This is a genomic window from Vibrio vulnificus NBRC 15645 = ATCC 27562, from assembly GCF_002224265.1.
In the GTDB taxonomy this organism is placed as follows: domain Bacteria; phylum Pseudomonadota; class Gammaproteobacteria; order Enterobacterales; family Vibrionaceae; genus Vibrio; species Vibrio vulnificus.
This window is the reverse complement of record NZ_CP012881.1, coordinates 560,692-578,822: the sequence shown is the minus strand read 5'-3', so window position 1 is coordinate 578,822 and position 18,131 is coordinate 560,692. Positions and strand designations below refer to the sequence as shown.

Here is an 18,131-nt window from a genome sequence, read left to right as displayed (position 1 = left end):
CTCTTAATACAGTGACCAATGACGTTGTTGAATGTGAGTGATGAACTGGCGCAGATCTTTTTCCAATGGGCGATCTTCAGTGACAAATTCAAACTCATTGAGTACCGAGCTGCAGATGGCTTTCAGACGATCGCTCATGTGATTTTCGTCCAGTTCACCACGACGGCGGCGAATTTCGATCCCTTGTGTTGCAGCAAGTAGAGACGCGGCCGCCACCTGTTCAGTCAGTTCCAATACTCGCAAACAATCGCGGGCAGCGATAGTCCCCATGCTCACTTTATCTTGGTTGTGACACTCGGTTGAACGCGAGAATACGCTGGCAGGCATGGTGTGCTTGAGCGCTTCTGCGGTCCAAGCAGAAATGCCAATTTGCACCGCTTTAAAACCATGGTTGATGGGCTTGCGTTCCCCTTCGGCGCCGCTCAAGTTAAATGGTAAGCCATTGTTGAACTTATAATCCATCAATTGCGCCATTTGACGATCGAGCAGATCCGCGAGGTTGGCAATACCGGTTTTCAGTGTGTCCATTGCCATGGCAATGTGACCACCATAGAAGTGACCGCCGTGTAAAACACGTTCGTTATCACCATCGATGATTGGGTTGTCATTGGCACTGTTGAGCTCGTTTTCGATCATTTGGCGCAGCCAAGGTAGTGAATCTTGGACAACACCAATCACGTGCGGCGCACAGCGCAGTGAGTAACGATCTTGCAGACGGTCACTGTTGCGTGGCGGCTTATCGGCTTTCAGGTCATCACGCAACCAAGCGGCGATCTGTTGTTGGCCTGGATGAGGTTTGACTGCAAAGAGCGCTTCATCAAAATGGAAGTCATTACCGTGCATGGCCACAGAGACCATCGCGGTGATTTTGGTGCTGAGCTGAGCTAGATACTCTGCGCGTTTGTAGGCAAGGCAAGCTAACGCGGTCATCACGGATGTGCCGTTCATGAGCGCCAAGCCCTCTTTAGGACGCAGTTTAATCGGTTGGATGCCAAGTTCGGCGTAGACTTCAGCGGTTGCACGCTCTTCACCTTGGTAGATCACTTCTCGCTCACCAACCAGCGCCGCAGCAAGGTAGGAAAGGGGAGTGAGATCACCACTGGCTCCCACCGAACCTTCTTCAGGAATGCGGGGTGAAATATCGTGATTAATCAAAGTAACGATCTGATTGAGTAAGTCATGACTTACGCCAGAAACGCCTTGTGATAAAGAACACAGACGTGTAGCAAGTACAGCGCGCGCTTGCTCGTGGGTGAGAATTTTGCCTAAGCCACAGCCGTGAAAGCGCGTGAGGTGAAGTGGTAGTTCTTCAACCAATTGAGGCGGTATCGCGACTGTACAAGAGTCGCCGTATCCTGTGGTGACGCCATAGATCACCCCTTCTTCTTTAAGAAGGCGTTCTAGAAAGGCGACACCGCGGTCGATTTTGGCGGTAAATTCAACTGAGTTATTTAACGTGGCCTTTGCGCCTTGAGCGATCGCCGCAACATCCTCAATCGTCAGTCTGCCTTGGCCAAAGGTAATATTATTTTCTGCTTGCATCGTCATGTTGCTGATCTGTTAGGTTCCAAAAATCAAAAAAGTTATACCACTGCAGAGGAGCCTGCAGTGTGTAATGTTCTAAACGTTGTGCGTACTGTTGCACAACCATTTCCAAAGCGGTTTGTCTCTCTTTGCGAGGCAGAACAATTTTGTCGCTAAAATGTTCGAAGTAGACATCAAAATGCGGAGTACTGCTGGAATCGTCACGCAGGCCAAAGAGTAAATACACTGGAGCTTTGAGAATCGAAGCCAACATAAATGGCCCTTGTGGGAATGGGGCAGGCTTACCAAGGAAATCAGCCCAAACGGCGCGTGTTTCTTTGCTGGTGGAGGTGCGATCACCCACTATGACGACCCATTCGCCTTGCTCAATTTTCTGCTGTAGCAAGATAGCGGTATCAGGCCCCAAATGGCTCACTTGAATCAGATTGAGCTCAGAATTGGGGTTAACCGCTTTCATCACCGCATTAAAACGCTCTGCGTGCTCAGTAAAGACCAAGGCATTGATTTTGACGTGGGTATGACGTCGGCTTAAGGCTCGACACAGCTCAATGTTGCCCAAATGCGAACCGAGAATAACCACACCTTGCTGGTTCTCAATCATTTTATCGAACTGATTTTGCCCGTGGATAGTCAAATTCTGCGCTGAAAAATCGCCTTTCCAAGCCGCCAGTTTATCCAGCATGGTATGACCAAAAGAGAGCAAATGGTTGTAACTGGTGAGATTGTCTGGGAGCTCAATACGCTTTTCTCTGGCGTATTGCTCCAGTTGGTCGAGATAGCGTTGCGACGCTTGCTTGGCTTGTTTGCCCGTCGCATGATAATAAGCCATCACAAGACGTAAGATCAGATTGAAGGTCGCTCGCCCTAGCAACGAGTAGACCGCTAGCAGCAGTTTAATGCCCAGTACCGTGCCTCGTTCTTGCTGTTTGGACCAATGCACATTGTTTTTCGCATCAGGATGTTTGCGCATTATCAGCTTAGGAGCTCTTGGCAGCATGCCAAAAAAGAGTTTAGTGTGCATCCAACTGATTTTAACGTTGTCCCAAAGCGCATCAAAATGCGAAATGCCGCCTTCAGGGTAGATCACGCGAGTTTCAATGAAATCAATATCCACCCCTTCCCAGTACATGCGAACGAGGATTTCGATGTCAAAATCCATGCGTGTACCAAGGCGATATTTGTCTAAAACCGCGACGGTTTTATCCACTGGGTAGGCGCGAAAGCCGCACATGCTGTCTCGGATGGTCATGGAGAGTGTCTCAATCCACACCCAAACATGAGTCACGTAACGGCCATACAAGCGAGATTTCGGGACGCTCTCGTCATAAATGGGCTGCCCTGATATCAATCGCTGAGGATGCATTTTTGAGGCGTTCAGCAATTTGGGAAGCGCTTGCAGATCATGTTGGCCATCCGAGTCGATTTGAATGGTGTGCGTAAAGCCAAGTTGTTGTGCATAGCGGATACCCGCCATGACAGCGCCGCCTTTGCCTTGGTTTTCTGCTAAGCGGATCAGGTACACCTTGTCGCGTGTTGCTTGCTGCTCGAGTTGCGTTTGCGTGGCGAAATTGCTGCCATCATCAACGATGATCACTGGCAGCGCAAACTCTTGCAGCGAGTCGATTACCTGACCAATGGTTTCACCATGGTTGTAACAAGGGATGAGAAAACAAGCTTGATAGTCAGTCACCGCTCGCCCCTAGTTTCATCTTGCCTGATGAGTGAGATACACGTTCGCCATCTCGGGAGGATGTATAGCTAAATTGCAGTTTCTCTTTGCTCTCATCCCAAACGAGCGAGAGCGTCACTTGTGCATCGGGCAGAATGGGTTCTTGGAACTTGATGACTTCCATTCCTTTAAATGCGGCTGGGCACTGCAACAGCGTGTGACCATAGAACATCGCCCAGTCGATTTGTGTGACACCCGGTAGCAAGGGAAAGTGAGTGAAATGACCAGAAAAATCCAGCAGGTCATGATCAACGCGCAGCTGTAATGTGGCACTGTGTCCGTCGACCTGACTGGCAAGAACGGTTGGCTTTCTTTTTGTACTCATAGTGTTTTCGTTCTAATGAAAAAGTTGTTCTATTTGGTTGGTCAGTCTTTTCCCTTGGCTGTTCAAAGGAATTTCACTGACAACTCGGTAGCGACGTGGAATGGCGATCGGCTCTAACCACTGTCGCAATTCGCCTCTCAGCAGAAGCCAAAACTTGCCTTTACCAAGCTCATTGAGTTTCGCTGTACCTGCTGAGGTTAATACTATCGCAGCCACCAAGGTTAATCTGTCAGATTCTGTCATGGGGATGACCACGCTTTCGTTAATCCAGTCGAGATGGTCAAGGCGCTTTTCTACTTCGACCAGAGAAATTCGCTTCTCTTCCAGTTTGATCACGCGATCGGTACGCCCTTTCAACAAGAACTGACGTTCGCTGACCATTTCACATTCGTCGGCAGTTTGATACCAATTCTCCCCATCAATGTGCGGAGAGCGCAGACGCAAACAGTTCTCTTGATTGAGCTCGACATCAATGCCAGGAAAGAGTTGCCATGGTGTGTTGGCTTGATGCTGCTGGCGGCAAGCAATGCCCCCCGTTTCTGTGCTGCCGAACACCTCCCAAGGTGTCTGTGAAAACAGCGTTTGAGCGTGCATCGTCGCTTTGTAACTTAATGGACCGCCAGATGAAAAAACACACGCAAATGGAGAAGAGTGATGCTCGGAGGTTAATCGTTTAAGCAGAGCAGGGCTGCTGATGAGCGCGGTTTGGTCACTGGCGTGTGCGACAAGCTGCTCGGGATACTCTAAGTTGGTTTGAGCGAAGGCACGGCCTGCACAAAGAGGCCAAAGTACACGGAAAAGCAAACCGTAAATATGTTGATGAGAGACGGTGCTTTCAATGCGGCAGTCTTGTAACTGCTGACCAAACAATTGCTCTAGCACAGCGATTTCACTATCTAGCTGTTGCAGAGTTTTACGAATCGCCTTTGGTGTTCCACTGGAGCCCGAGGTAAATAAGGTGAGCACCACTTGTTCAAGTAACAAGTGCGGAAACGAGGCGGGCTTGCAGGTGCTGAGCGTGCCCGATATTAATTGGTACGCTTGGCGTAAGTTGCTCCCCACTTCCTCATCACACAGTAAAAGATCAAACTCGCAGCTGAGCTCATCCAACGCCGCTGGTTGATAATTTCCAGGTAACACAATGGCTTTGCCACTAAAGCACAACGCAAAAAAACCAATGGCAAATTGGTAGCTGTTGGCGGCGCACAGGGCAACTCGTTGTGCTTCTGTTTGCTTCATTTGTTCGCAAAGTGAATGCACTTGGCACGAGAACGATGACCAATCATGGTGTTCATTTAGGGAAAACGCGACTTGGTGTCGTGGGGCTCTGCCGTGATGAAACAGCGTAGCGAGTGAATGAAATGGTAGAGGGTGACTCATCTAATGCTCAGTCCTTGCGAACAAACTGGCGAACGATCCATTCTCCAGCAAATAAACTTCCGGCGGCTAAATAGCTAATAAAGCCGTTATACAGTGTCCACACCTGTAGTGGTTGAAAACAGGTGTATAAAGCGATACTTGCATTGATGAGAAAAAACCAACACCACACTTTCGTGACTTTGCGAGTATAACGAACGCCACTTTCGGGTAACTCGGGCTCTTGCAGACGAGCCAATCGCTCTATAATCGTTTGAGGCTGAGTTAAACTCGAGGCAAAAAGCGTCAACATGGCGAGGTTAACGATCACGGGATAAAACGTCAGCCAACCTTGCTGTTTGAATATCGCGCCCAGCGTAACCAGCACCACACCGATCACTCCGCTTATCACCGCAAGTTGTTTGAATTCTTTAAGCTTGGCTTGATGGCCGGAAAGGATTCTGAGCAGAAACACAATGCCTAAAAGGAGTGCGACCACTTCTAAGCCAAGCTTATCGATACCGAAATAGACGGCAAAAGGGTAGGTAAGCAATACAATTGCAGACAAAACTGTCAGCAATGTGCGCATCTCTTATTCCTTTACAAGTTCAACGACAGCGTCAACGACGTCTTGAACCGTGCGTACCGCTTTAAACTCTTCGGGTTGGATTTTCTTGCCTGTCACTTTCTGCAGATGAACAACCAGATCAACGGCATCAATGCTATCCAGGTCTAGGTCCTGATAAAGATGAGCATCCGGTTGGATGTCGTCTTCTTCTAGTTCAAATAGTTCAATCAGAGCGGCTTTCACCTGCTCAAATACGGCTTGTTGATTAACTTCTGACATATCAGGGCCTGCTTAATTAATTTCCGGTTTGTGAAGAAATGTAGTTTGCCAAATTTGCCACAGAAGCAAAGTGCTGACGAGTATTATTGTCATCTGCATCAATAACAATGTTGTATTTCTTCTTAATAGCCAAACCAAGTTCTAATGCATCGATAGAATCGAGACCTAAGCCATCACCAAACAGTGGTGCTTCAGTGTCGATATCATCAATCGAGATGTCCTCTAGATTGAGTGCATCGATGATCAGTTGTTTAATTTCATTTTGTAGTACTTCCACTGGGACCTACTTATATTTACTGATTTTGGAAAATGAAACCTGAAATAAGCAAAAACAATATTGCTTGGGCAAAATCGGAGAGACATCTTTTGGCTTACTCAGGGAAGATTGCCTCAGCCAAATGTGTGTTCAGTCTTCTGGCTGCTGACGTTGGGTTATTAGTTTGCTCTATAAATGGTTTTACCTCAACCTTATGTTTCACCTCAACGTGAAAGAACGGTTTAGTTTCAGGCACTTGGTACCACATTTTTTCTTTGGTTAAGAAACTAGGGGTAACGGTGATATGCACGATACGTAAATCTCGTTCGGTCCTAATCGCGATTTGAGAAGCACCGCGTTGTAATGGTGACTTCACACCTGGGGTCGTTCGTGTCCCTTCGGGAAATACCAATAATACATTGCCGCGTTCAAATCGTTGTTCGCATTGGTTGAGAAGATCATCCGGTGATTTATTAGGTATGTAGCCTGCTCCTTGTACAACATATTTCATAAAAGGATTTTGCCAAATAGAGGCTTTAACTAAGCAATCGCATTGGCGTAACTGCGAGGCAATTAACACATAATCGATCAGGCTTGGGTGATTGGCGACGATGAGGCAATTTTTATCGGCGGCAAGAATCTCACCACCAGTAATTTTATAGTCGATTGCGCCAGTGTATTTCATCAGTTTGCAGAACAACGTAAACGTGAATTTAATTGTATGTTGTACTTTATATTCTCTTGCGGTCTGCTCACGTACGAACAAATGAATCAATGGAATAATGACCAAGCCGAGAATAAGGCCACCAATGCCAAAGGTCGCAAAGCAAAATCCTGTTGTAAACACCCGCCAATATTGATTCAGTTTTTTCACTTTTTATGCCATGTCCACGTTTGGCGAGAGCCAGTGATTGACCATTGTGTGACCGAGTCTTGGAGGAAGCCGCGGAAAAATTGCAGCGCTTGCGGTAACTCATGCTCTGGTGGCTGCTGAGCGGAATGAGCCTCGGCAGCAAATTGTTGTCCCGCGCTTACGAGCATGGCGAGTGCATAACCGCGATACGTTTGTGTTTCAAATTCCGCATAGTCTTGTGGCAATGGTTCGTCGAAGTCTACTAATAACACTTTGGCATCTGGGTGAATAGACAAAAATAGGTAAGCCTCTGTAAGCGCGCTCTGGAATGTATTTTTCCCCGCGGCAATCGACGTCAGTGGAACAGGCTTTTTGGTTGCAATGGTGGTTAATCCCGCCGCCGTGTTATGTACCGATTGAGAAAAAGCCATTGGTGAGGCTTCTTCACCCAGTAATATATCTTTGACTAAGGCGATGCTGCGGTGTAATTCACCGTGACGGCTTGAAAAAACCATATAGTCAACGTCGTTTTGGTTAAGCAACTCAATGGCAGCATGCACCGCCAGTTTGCTTAACGAACTCATTCGGCGTCGCATCATCGCCGGTATATTGCTTGCCGTAATATCGAAGGACTCAGGATAGCTTCCGGTATTTGCCCACTCTAGCCAATGCTCTTTATTATCCAATCCAGGAGAGTTCGCATACCATTTTTCAATATTTACACAAAGAGATAGTGATGAATTTGACATAGATTGTTGATTTGTTTCCATTGGCGTTCATACTAAAGCCCTTATCAAAAAATAGGGACAATCTAATGAAAACCTTTAAAATTTTTATTTCTATATGTTTGACGTTGTTATTAGTTGGCTGTGGTCGAGTACAACCAATTTTGGAGATACAGGATACTCCAGTCAGTTATGATCTTCAAAGTAAACAAGTGAAAAGCGCGATCGTCTTGGCAGCAACGAAAAGGGGTTGGGCGATTACAGAAGTGGAACCTGGCGTTTTAAGCGCAAAATTGAATCTTCGCTCGCATTTTGCAGAAATAATGATCCCTTACGACAACAAATATTACTCAATTCTTTACGTTAAATCAGAGAATCTGAATGCAAGTGATGGCAATATCCATCGTAATTACAATCGTTGGATCAACAACTTAAATGTTGATATTCAACGTCAATTTGCATTAGCCGCAGCGCAATAATTTCTTTTTAACAGTTAGTTAGGTTTTTTCGTGTTAAATCATAATTTTGATCCGTATAACGCTTTCGAAGCGAAAACAGAAGCTCAGAAGCTTTCATTTGCTCCTATTCTTTTTCATACCGCTCGCACTCTCAGAGATCTTGGAATCCTGGCAGCCTTAGATAAAGCCGGGGAAGAAGGACTTTCAGCAGAACAAATTGCTGAGCAAACTCAAGTCTCCGAATATGGAGTAAAAGTGTTGCTTGATATGGCACTGAGTGCTCATGTTGTGATGTGGAAAAAACCTAACTATATCTTGGCAAACTTGGGCCATTTCCTCCTTCATGATGGCATGACTCAAGCCAACATGGATTTCACCGCTGACGTATGTTACGCCGCGATGATGCATTTGACGGAAGCGATTCAAGAAGGCAAGCCGGCAGGCCTCAAAGAACTTGGTGACTGGGTCACCATTTACGAAGGTTTGTCTCGTCTGCCTGAAAAAGCAAAAGAGAGCTGGTTTAAGTTTGATCACTACTATTCTGATCGCTCATTCCCGATTTTGCTGGAGACGGTGTTTGCGGAAAAACCACAACACATCGTCGATATTGGTGGCAATACCGGAAAATGGGCACTGCAGTGCTGTAACTATGATCCTGATGTCAAAGTGACGATTGTGGACTTGCCTCGTCAGCTTGAATTAGCGATGGCCAATGCCGATAAACAAGGTTTCGCGGAGCGTATTGCACCTTTCCCTGCGAATATGCTTGATAAAAGCGAATCCCTCCCGCAAAACGCGGACGTGTGGTGGATGAGCCAGTTCTTAGACTGTTTTTCGCCGATGGAAATATTGAGCATACTCAAGCGTGTAAAGGAGAACCTTCAACAGAACTCTGTCGTGTATATTCTTGAACTGTTTTGCGATGCACAGAAATATGATGCGGCTTCATATAGCCTAAACGCGACCTCGCTTTACTTTACCTGTTTAGCGAATGGTAACAGTCGTTTCTATCGAAGCGAAGATTTCTTGCAAATCGTTGAAGAAGCCGGACTTGAGGTTGTGGAGCGTACCGACAATATCGGATTAGGCCACACTTTGCTCAAATTGGTTGCAAAACAATAAAGAAAATCAGGAATTACACTGAGTATGGAAAAGCAATCCACCCAGGTTGTCATTATTGGTGCGGGCCCATCGGGCTCGACTGCCTCTGCGCTGTTACACCAGCGTGGCATTAAAGTCATTGTGTTAGAAAAAGCGCAATTTCCCCGTTTTTCGATTGGGGAGAGTTTGCTGCCAGCTTGTATGGAAGTGGTTGAACAGGCTGGCATGTTAGACGCCGTCAATCAGCATGGCTTTCAATTTAAAAATGGTGCTGCGTTTCGCAAGCAAGGTGTCTATACCGAATTCGACTTTACCGATAAGTTTACGCCAGGCCCTGGCACGACCTTTCAAGTACAAAGAGCGACGTTCGACAAAGTGCTGGCAGATGATGCTCAGCGCCAAGGGGTAGAGATTCGTTACCAGCATGAAGTAACGGAAGTGACCTTTGAAGGCAGCAAGTCGCGGCTTGTGGTAACGGACGAACACGGTCAAGCCTATCAAATTGAAGCCGATTATTTACTCGATGCCAGTGGGTTTGGGCGAGTATTGCCAAAACTATTGGCCTTGGAAGAGCCGTCTTGCTTACCACCGAGGAAAGCCATTTTTACTCACATCGTCGATAATATCGATGGCGATGGCATCGCTTATACCCGCGATAAGATCTTGATTTCGGTTCATCCCGAAAATGCCGATGTTTGGTATTGGTTGATACCGTTTTCCAACGGTGTCTGCTCTTTTGGCGTGGTGGGTACTCCAGAATTTTTCCAACGTTATCCAGACGACAAGTTAGCTGCGCTCCAACAACTGGCGTCAGAAGAGCCGGGGCTTGCTCAACTGCTGAATAAGGCGCAATACCCGAATCCTGCTGGCGAATTAGGTGGCTACTCCGCCAACGTTAAGCATTTAGCAACACCACATTATGCGTTGCTCGGCAATGCGGGTGAGTTTCTTGATCCCGTATTCTCTTCCGGTGTCACGATTGCGATGAAATCGGCGCAGTTTGCCGTAGAGTGCGTTGAGAAACAGTTGGCCGGCGAAGTGGTCGATTGGCAAAAAGCGTATGCCGAACCTTTGATGGTCGGGGTGAATACCTTCCGTACCTATGTTGAAGGCTGGTATGACGGCACTTTGCAAGAGGTGATTTTCTTTGACGATCCTAACCCACGCATCAAGCAGATGATCTCTTCGATTCTTGCCGGCTACGCGTGGGATGAGAGTAACCCTTATGTCAAAGAATCGAGACGCCGACTGGCAAGCCTAGCGGAGTTTGTTCGCGAGCTGCGCACTGAAACAGCGCTTTGAGCGGAATGTTCTGCACGTCAAGAAGAAAGAGATCGTCTTTTAAGCCCAAATAGCGAGTAAATGGAAAAGGCCCGTCTTGGGCCTTTTTCTTTATCTTTCAAAGCGATTGTCATCAAGATTACACTTTATTACGTTTTTACTTATTCATGAGGGATTATTTTGCCAAACGATTCGCGTATTTTATAAAACCTCATTGATTTATCGGCTTGAGTTACTACATTGGTGTGTCTTGGATTGACCACAGAGCCGAGCGATATCTTAAAGGGAGTTAGGGTTAAGAATGAACAAATGGCTGATTTTTACGCTTGCTTTGGCATTGTCTGCCTCTGCAACGGCCACGGTGCCACCAGCACCGATTTGGCATGATGTCGAATTAAGTGACGGCTCTTCAACGAAAGTGCGCTTAACGGGTAATGCGGATTTCCATTGGTATGAAGACGAGCAAGGCAATGCGCTGATTGAGCAGCAAGATACATGGTTTTTCGCAGAAATAAAAAACGACGGTGCTAAGCCTTATCTGATTTCGAGTGGCGATGCAAAATTGGCCGACTCGCAGCCTCCTCTTTCAGCTCAAGATCGCTCGGCGTTACAAGTGACGCCATCTCACGCCAGTCTGCCGGAACGCCCCGTCATTCAACGCTCTCGTTCGCTGCAGCAAACTCCTTTTTCAACACGTTCCGCTTTCGCTTCCCGAGCGCAGCCGTTTGAGCAACCGTTGTTGGTTGTGCAGGTGTCGTTTAGCAACATTTCGATGGTTCATGATTTTACTGAGTTGGTGTTCAGTGACGTCAACCAAAGTGTGGTGGATTACTACGACAAAAACTCTTTTGGCCAGTATCGCGTTGTGCCAGCTCAAGAAACCTATGGTACGGCAAATGACGGTGTCATTAGCATACGGGTCTCACAGCAGCATCCAAATTGTCACGACAGTCAAATTTGTACCAATCGTTTGAACAGCATTTTTAGTGAAGCATACCGACTGATCGACCAATATGTGGATTTTTCGACCTACGATCTCAACCGCGACGGCTCTATCGACCCAACTGAGCTGTCGGTGATGTTTGTTTTTGCTGGTGGAGACCGCTCAACCGGTGTGCTCACGAAGCCTGCAATTTGGCCGCACATGTATTTCCACAACACGGTTTATGTCGATGGTAAGTACATTTCTGCCTACTGTTTATTTGCCGATTATCAAGTCAACCATCAATCCACCTTGGGGGTGATTGTGCATGAGCTTGGTCATCTCATGTTAGATCTGCCAGACCTTTATTCTTATAACCACAAAGGTTCAGTGGGATCTTGGGGGGTAATGGGTGCAGGTTCTTGGGCAATGAAAGAGGGCGATCTGTATGCAGGAGAGACTCCTGTGAATATGAGCGCTTGGAGCCGACATGCGGCTGGCTTCATCAATCCACAGATCCTGACCAGCTCAGACAACGACGTACAAATCGTCAATCAGCAAGCGGCCATCGTCAATCTTGACCCTTATCTGCAAGAATTTGGTCCGCGTTTGTATGTCGAGAACCGCCGCAAGCAGGATTACGATCGAGCGCTGACAGCGGAGGGGGTATTGGTCACCTCCGTTAACATCAATCATGCTTTTAACCATACAGGCCCGATGCAAGTTCAGATCATGCAAGCTGATGGCTTAGCTGAGCTTGAGAATGGTGGTTGGACTGACGGCGCGGATGTGTATCCTGGTGATAGCCAAAATAGCCTGATTAGTGATAACTCCCACCCCTCGTTAACGTCGATCACTGGCTTTGCCACTGGAGTGAGCCTAAACAATATTGCGAGTTCAGATGCGTTTGCTTCGTTTCTCTTTCGTCGCCCTGTTGAAGGGTATGATTTCGCTTGGATGACCAGCCTTCGTCGTAGCTATGTTGTCAGTGAAGCGGAGAAGAACAGTGCCGCATTTGCTGTCACGCTCAGTTCAGACTCGGTGTTGGAAGGGGTACAGCTTTATTACCAAGTACTCAATGCACTTCAGCCCGTTGAGTATGTGGTGGCACGTTACCCGGTATCAAATGCCAATTTTGGTTCTTTGGTGCTTAACCCAGCCGAGCGTATCGTGCTTGCCCAAGGTTCGACGTTTGGTAACGGTCGCCTCTTATTTGATACCCCCGCGAAACTGGCTTTGGGTTCGCATACATTAGTCATTGAGCTGACGAACGCGCAACTGGAGCAAAACTATCAGTTTAGTGAACTGCAAAATATGGAACCGGAAGGAAGTAAAACCATCTGGTTAGGAAATGCGCAAACCAGCAGCAGTGACGGCATGAGTAAATTACTGCCATATCATCTCATTCCTTTTGCCGCGCTGCTGGACAGAGACATCAGCGAACTATTGCTACCGGTGAATGATCGCGTTGAAGTCAGCAAAAATGGCTCACTGCAACTCATGCTGACCAGCAACGATCGCATTGACGCCACCCTGGCAGGGCAAGTGGAAGTACACGTTGTTACTCAGCCACAACATGGCCGTTTGAGTGGCTTAACGTACACGGCCCCCTCTTATTTTGTAGGTTCAGATCGCTTTACCTACCGATTGCAAACCGTGGATGGGCGAATGATCTCTGATGTCGCAAGTGTCGAGGTTGTCGTTGTCGGTAATAATGTTGCTCCAGTGGTGAACGTCGATGTGCAAGCAAGTCAGTTGGTTGCTGGTGAGCGTGTGCAGCTAAACGGAACGACGACGCAAGATCCGGATGGAGACCCTCTGAACTATCAATGGCGACAGACGTTTGGTCCTTCGGTTTCCCTGAGTGGAACCGAGAGTGACACCGCGCAGTTTACGATTCCAGCTTTGGCTCGTATGGGAGATGTGTTTGCGTTTACGTTAGAAGCGAGCGATCCAAGTGGGTTGAGTCACAGCGATCATGTGCAGATTGTTATCGTGAATACGCCACCAGTGGCGCAAGATGATCATGTGTCGGTTAAGGTCGGAGAGCGTATTGATATTACGCCACTGGCCAACGACAGCGATCACGATGGACAAACGTTGCAAATAACCCATGTTTCACCACCGACCTTCGGCAGTGTGTCGCTTATAGACAATCAGATTCGCTATCAAGCACCTGAAGAGAGTGCATCCACTAGTGAGGTGGCTTTGCATTACACCGTCTCGGATTCTGAAGGCGCTACAGCGCAAGGACGAGTTACGATCACCGTGTTATCAACAACGGCAGTGGTGGCAAGCGCCAGTTCCAGCGGCTCCTCTGGCGGCGGTATGGGGGGAGTAATGGTTGTTATTCTTGGGTTACTAGGTGTATGGCGAGCCCGTTATCAAGGCCACTAGCTATCACAGCCACTAAATGGTGGCGAACGACCTTGTTATCCAAAGCGCACATTGAGTGCGCTTTTTAGTCGCCATTCCACTATGTAGAGAATGTGGCTGAGAAGATCAGTGTCTGCCTAAGCAAGCTGAGGTGGGCAATGGGAGCGCTTTTTAGTCGTCGCCAAGCAACAGGCTGATTTTGCTCTATAGTTAATTCATACCCCAAACGTCAGCCTTGTTCTCACAACCTCCAGCCAAGGCGCTAGAGTGCTATTGAGAATGGGCGATCAATCAGCGAGGAATAAGGCCATTTATGTTCAATCGACTCTCAATTAAACAGAAGCTGATGCTGCCCATTGGCTTACTGACGTTGGTGATCGTTGCGACGACACTGATCAATGTGCTGCAAGCCAATAAACAAGCTGAACTGAACTCAATGCTCAATACTCAAGTGCAGCCGGTGATGGATAGCTTAGAAGATGGTTATCGAGACATTTACCAAGTGATCACTGCGGCTCAAGGAATATTACTGGCGCAGTCACAAAGTGAGGTGGATTATCACATCGGTGAGTTTAAAGATAATGCCTACAACGTCGAACCCAGAGTTGGCAAAGTTCGCGAGCTGTTTAATGCCGGTTTGTTGCCAGAATCGGAGCGTCAGCAACTGACGAATCTAACGAGTGCCGCAAAAGCGTGGTTAGCGCTTTATGAGCCGATGTTTGCCCAGCCCAATAATGCGAAAAGTTACGACCAAGATAACCGTCGCCAGTTTGAGCAGCAATTTTCCGTATTGCGCCAGCAACTGGTTTCTACTCGCAGCTTAATCGAGCAAGTGCAAGGGCAGCTAAAAGAAGAGGTTGAACGTTCGATTGATTACAGTGTGTATGTGATCGAAGCTGGGGCGGTTATCTCTATTGCATTGGTGCTGCTCTCTTTCGTTATGGCCAAGCAATTGATTCTTAAACCCATAGAAGGTATTAGTCACGCCATGGCGGAAATCGCTTCTGGGGATGGCGATCTCTCAAAACGCATGGCGGCGACCAGCGACGACGAACTCGGACAATTGGCAGGCGCATTTAATCAATTTGTTTCTCGGATTCACTCCACCGTTGAGCAGGTGATTATTTCCTCCAACGCGGTTCGAGCTGAGATGGAAAACATCAAAACGCTGACGCAAACCGTTGCAGAATTTTCAGGCCAGCAGCAACAGGAGAGTGAGATGGTAGCCACTGCAGTGAACGAAATGCAGATGACCAGTCAGTCGGTTGCCGAGAATGCCAATGAAGCGGCGTCGGCCAGTCATAAAGCCAACCGCGAAGCAGACAACACCAACGCCATTTTGAAGACCACCGTCAGCTCGATTCAAAGTCTCGCAGGGGAAGTGGATAATGCCAGCCAAGTCATTCACAACCTGGATCTCGATGTGGCGAACATTGCTTCTATTCTTGATGTGATTCGAGGCATCGCCGATCAAACCAATCTACTGGCGCTAAACGCAGCGATCGAAGCGGCTCGCGCCGGTGAGCAAGGCCGTGGCTTTGCCGTGGTGGCCGATGAAGTGCGTTCGCTAGCCAGCCGTACTCAAGAAAGCACGGGTGAAATTCAATCGATGATCGAAAAGCTGCAACACGGTGCGCGAGAAGCGGTTGCGGTGATGCAAGCGAGTAAAGAGCGTGGCCACGATACGATTGATAATGCAGGCAAAGCCAGTGATTCTCTGGCAGAAATCATCGCTTCGATTTCGTTGATGAGTCAAATGAACTCGCAAATTGCGACCGCCGCCAGCGAGCAAACCAGTGTCAGCGATGAGGTCAACAACAATGTAATGCACATTTTGGAAAACAGTCATCACATGGTGGAAATGGTCAGCAGTGCAGAAAATGCGTGTCTATCGTTGGCAGGGCAGTGCGAAACATTGGACGACTTGGTCGCGCAGTTCAAAGTTTAGAGCCCCTGATTTCTCTCGGTGTTTGTTGAGAGAAGTCTGTGGTAGCGTAGCGAAAAACTCATCAGGAAGGATGCGCTATGTCTCTTTGGTCGTCGGTGAAATTTGCTCAACGTTACGCTCAACTCCCCACGGTATTTTATCGTTTGGTGACCCCTCAACCGCTCGACAATAGCCGTTGGGTTATCTGGAATGGTGAGCTCGCCCAAGGGTTTGCCTTACCCGAACACGCTGACGATCCTCAACTGCTCGCTGTTTTCTCCGGTGCGGAGCCGTTTTCTGCCTTCAAGCCCTTAGCGATGAAATACGCTGGCCATCAGTTTGGGGTTTACAACCCAGACTTAGGCGATGGAAGAGGCTTACTGCTGGCAGAAATGCAAAACCAGCAGGGGCAGTGGTTCGATATTCATCTTAAAGGCGCAGGGCTGACGCCATTTTCTCGCATGGGAGATGGCCGAGCGGTGCTGCGCTCCACCCTTCGTGAATACCTCTGCAGCGAAGCGATGGCTGCTCTTGGCATTGAGACAACACGCGCGTTGGGAATGATGGTGAGCGACACGCCTGTGTACCGTGAACAAGTTGAGCAAGGGGCTTGTTTGATTCGGCTTGCCCAAACGCATATCCGCTTTGGTCATTTCGAGCATTTTTTCTATACCGAACAATATGATGAGTTGCGCCTTCTCGCTGACAATGTCATCGAATGGTATCTACCGGATTGTCTTCACCAACCTAAGCCTTACCTCGCGATGTTTGAGCAAGTAGTGGCGAAAACGGCGACCATGATTGCTCAGTGGCAGGCGGTGGGGTTTGCTCATGGAGTGATGAACACCGACAACATGTCGATTTTGGGTCAAACCTTCGATTACGGTCCGTTCGGTTTCCTCGATGATTACGAGCCAGGCTACATCTGTAACCACTCCGATTATCAAGGCCGTTACGCGTTTGACCAACAGCCTCGCGTGGCACTGTGGAATCTCTCTACACTGGCGCACGCCTTATCACCCTTAATTGAACGTGACGACTTGGAACTGGCCTTGGCTCAATACGAACCGATACTCGGTAAGGTGTTTAGTCAATTGATGAGGCAAAAACTCGGTTTGCTTAGCCAGCAAGAGGGCGACAGCGAGCTATTTAATGCCATGTTTACGTTGTTGGCAGAGAATCACACCGACTACACGCGCTTCTTTCGTACCCTCTCTCAACTCGATAGGGAGGATGAACAAACGGTGATCGATCTGTTTGTTGACCGAGACGCCGCGCATGGTTGGCTAAGCCGTTACCTTGAGCGGGTGGCGCTCGAGCAAACCGCCTCTGGAGAGGTGAAATCTGCCCCGCAACGTTGTGAACAAATGCGCGCCGTCAATCCTAAGTACATTTTGCGCAATTATCTGGCGCAACAGGCGATCGACAAAGCGCAGCAGGGCGATTTTTCGGAGGTGCATACCTTAGCCAAGCTACTGAAAAATCCTTATGACGATCAACCCGAAATGGAAGCGTATGCTCGCCTTCCTCCAGAGTGGGGGAAGAAGATGGTCATCAGTTGTTCTTCTTAAGTTATGCCTGCTAAGTTGTGAACTAGCTCCAGATCAGCTTCAAAAATTATTAAAACTTTCGTCAGTGGTTCGCGTTGAAATCGATACACTATGTAAATAAGTTGTAATTTTTTTTGGATGAGCTCAGATGCAGGATGTAACTCGAATTTTAGTGGTGGACGACGATAGCGAAATTCGCGAACTGCTGGATGAGTATTTGAGTCGCAACGGATACCACGTGGCCACGGTGGCAGATGGGCATCAGTTAAAGCACTACCTCGCAGAAAACGGCTATCCAGAATTAGTCCTGCTCGACATCATGCTTCCCGGTGAAGACGGTTTCAGCCTGTGCCAATTTATGCGCCGTGAATCGAGTGTGCCAATCATCATGCTCACCGCGGTCTCGGAAGAGACAGACCAAATCATCGGTTTGGAGATCGGTGCCGATGATTACATTGCCAAGCCCTTTAACCCACGCCATTTGGTGGCGCGTATCAAAGCGGTTTTACGCCGTGTGCACGTCACACAGGAGAAGCCAAGTGATACGCTGCCAAAGCAGATTGTTTTTGGTGATTGGCGCTTAGATACGTTAGCACACCGCATTGTTCATCAAGAAAACGGCCAGCAACACGAACTGTCAGGCAGTGATTTCGCTTTGCTGATGCTGTTTTTGACCCATCCCGATGAAATCCTCGATCGTGACACCATTTCTTATGCCACTAAGGGGCGTGAGTCGTTGCCTTTTGAGCGCGGTATTGATGTTCAACTGTCACGTTTGCGTCAACGCTTGGGCGACAGTGCACGCTACCCACACTACATCAAAACCATGCGCGGTAATGGCTATATTTTATCGGTGCCCGTTAGCTACGAACATTGAGGT

General features: G+C 48.0%; 16 protein-coding genes. 7 read left to right on the top strand and 9 right to left on the bottom strand.

All coding sequences use genetic code 11. The annotated features are described in order from the left end of the window. Window positions 1-3: 3 nt before the first annotated feature. From AOT11_RS02505 to AOT11_RS02465, 9 genes are all read right to left on the bottom strand, one after another. Window positions 4-1,548 carry an HAL/PAL/TAL family ammonia-lyase gene (locus tag AOT11_RS02505; RefSeq protein WP_017420976.1) on the bottom strand — a complete coding sequence of 515 codons (1,545 nt, stop codon included), beginning with the start codon at window positions 1,546-1,548 and terminating at the stop codon, window positions 4-6. Next, window positions 1,526-3,235, bottom strand: a complete 1,710-nt coding sequence (locus AOT11_RS02500; protein ID WP_017420975.1) for a glycosyltransferase family 2 protein — start codon at window positions 3,233-3,235, stop codon at window positions 1,526-1,528. Before AOT11_RS02500 ends, AOT11_RS02505 begins: the two co-directional genes overlap by 23 nt. Then, entirely contained in the window at window positions 3,228-3,599 is a 372-nt protein-coding gene (locus AOT11_RS02495; protein WP_017420974.1) for an ApeI family dehydratase, read from the bottom strand. The genes AOT11_RS02500 and AOT11_RS02495 overlap by 8 nt, the downstream gene beginning before the upstream one ends. A 12-nt stretch (window positions 3,600-3,611) precedes the next feature. Continuing rightward, window positions 3,612-4,979 (bottom strand): AMP-binding protein, encoded by a 1,368-nt coding sequence (locus tag AOT11_RS02490; protein WP_017420973.1) that lies wholly within the window; start codon window positions 4,977-4,979, stop codon window positions 3,612-3,614. Between the two features lie 7 nt (window positions 4,980-4,986). Next, window positions 4,987-5,544, bottom strand: a complete 558-nt coding sequence (locus tag AOT11_RS02485; protein ID WP_017420972.1) for a COG4648 family protein — start codon at window positions 5,542-5,544, stop codon at window positions 4,987-4,989. A 3-nt stretch (window positions 5,545-5,547) separates the two neighbouring features. Continuing rightward, the gene (locus AOT11_RS02480) at window positions 5,548-5,802 is read right to left on the bottom strand and encodes an acyl carrier protein (RefSeq protein ID WP_011078172.1); all 255 of its coding nucleotides are present in this window, start codon (window positions 5,800-5,802) and stop codon (window positions 5,548-5,550) included. Window positions 5,803-5,818: 16 nt separating this feature from the next. Beyond that, window positions 5,819-6,079 carry a phosphopantetheine-binding protein gene (locus AOT11_RS02475; RefSeq protein ID WP_011078171.1) on the bottom strand — a complete coding sequence of 87 codons (261 nt, stop codon included), beginning with the start codon at window positions 6,077-6,079 and terminating at the stop codon, window positions 5,819-5,821. 94 nt (window positions 6,080-6,173) lie between these two features. Then, window positions 6,174-6,932: a lysophospholipid acyltransferase family protein gene (locus AOT11_RS02470; protein WP_017420971.1), complete on the bottom strand. Its 759-nt coding sequence runs from the start codon at window positions 6,930-6,932 to the stop codon at window positions 6,174-6,176. Beyond that, window positions 6,929-7,660: a beta-ketoacyl synthase chain length factor gene (locus AOT11_RS02465; protein WP_026050449.1), complete on the bottom strand. Its 732-nt coding sequence runs from the start codon at window positions 7,658-7,660 to the stop codon at window positions 6,929-6,931. The genes AOT11_RS02470 and AOT11_RS02465 overlap by 4 nt, the downstream gene beginning before the upstream one ends. 65 nt (window positions 7,661-7,725) lie before the next feature. Here AOT11_RS02465 and AOT11_RS02460 point away from each other — a divergent pair, with 65 nt between their 5' ends. The 7 genes from AOT11_RS02460 (at window position 7,726) to AOT11_RS02425 (ending at window position 18,128) form a co-directional block, all read left to right on the top strand. Beyond that, window positions 7,726-8,115 carry a hypothetical protein gene (locus AOT11_RS02460; protein WP_017420969.1) on the top strand — a complete coding sequence of 130 codons (390 nt, stop codon included), beginning with the start codon at window positions 7,726-7,728 and terminating at the stop codon, window positions 8,113-8,115. A gap of 30 nt (window positions 8,116-8,145) precedes the next feature. Beyond that, window positions 8,146-9,216, top strand: a complete 1,071-nt coding sequence (locus AOT11_RS02455) for a methyltransferase (protein WP_017420968.1) — start codon at window positions 8,146-8,148, stop codon at window positions 9,214-9,216. A gap of 24 nt (window positions 9,217-9,240) precedes the next feature. Continuing rightward, complete coding sequence (locus AOT11_RS02450; RefSeq protein ID WP_017420967.1) at window positions 9,241-10,497, top strand: NAD(P)/FAD-dependent oxidoreductase; 1,257 nt, start codon at window positions 9,241-9,243, stop codon at window positions 10,495-10,497. A gap of 280 nt (window positions 10,498-10,777) precedes the next feature. Further along, a complete protein-coding gene (locus AOT11_RS02445; protein ID WP_017420966.1) occupies window positions 10,778-13,795 on the top strand; it encodes a M6 family metalloprotease domain-containing protein in 3,018 nt (1,005 codons plus the stop codon). Between the two features lie 292 nt (window positions 13,796-14,087). After that, window positions 14,088-15,722, top strand: coding sequence for a methyl-accepting chemotaxis protein (locus AOT11_RS02435; protein ID WP_017420965.1), 1,635 nt, complete (start codon window positions 14,088-14,090; stop codon window positions 15,720-15,722). Between the two features lie 77 nt (window positions 15,723-15,799). After that, window positions 15,800-17,272, top strand: a complete 1,473-nt coding sequence (locus tag AOT11_RS02430) for a protein adenylyltransferase SelO (RefSeq protein WP_017420964.1) — start codon at window positions 15,800-15,802, stop codon at window positions 17,270-17,272. 127 nt (window positions 17,273-17,399) lie between these two features. Beyond that, window positions 17,400-18,128: a response regulator gene (locus AOT11_RS02425; RefSeq protein WP_017420963.1), complete on the top strand. Its 729-nt coding sequence runs from the start codon at window positions 17,400-17,402 to the stop codon at window positions 18,126-18,128. The last annotated feature ends 3 nt before the right edge of the window (window positions 18,129-18,131 follow it).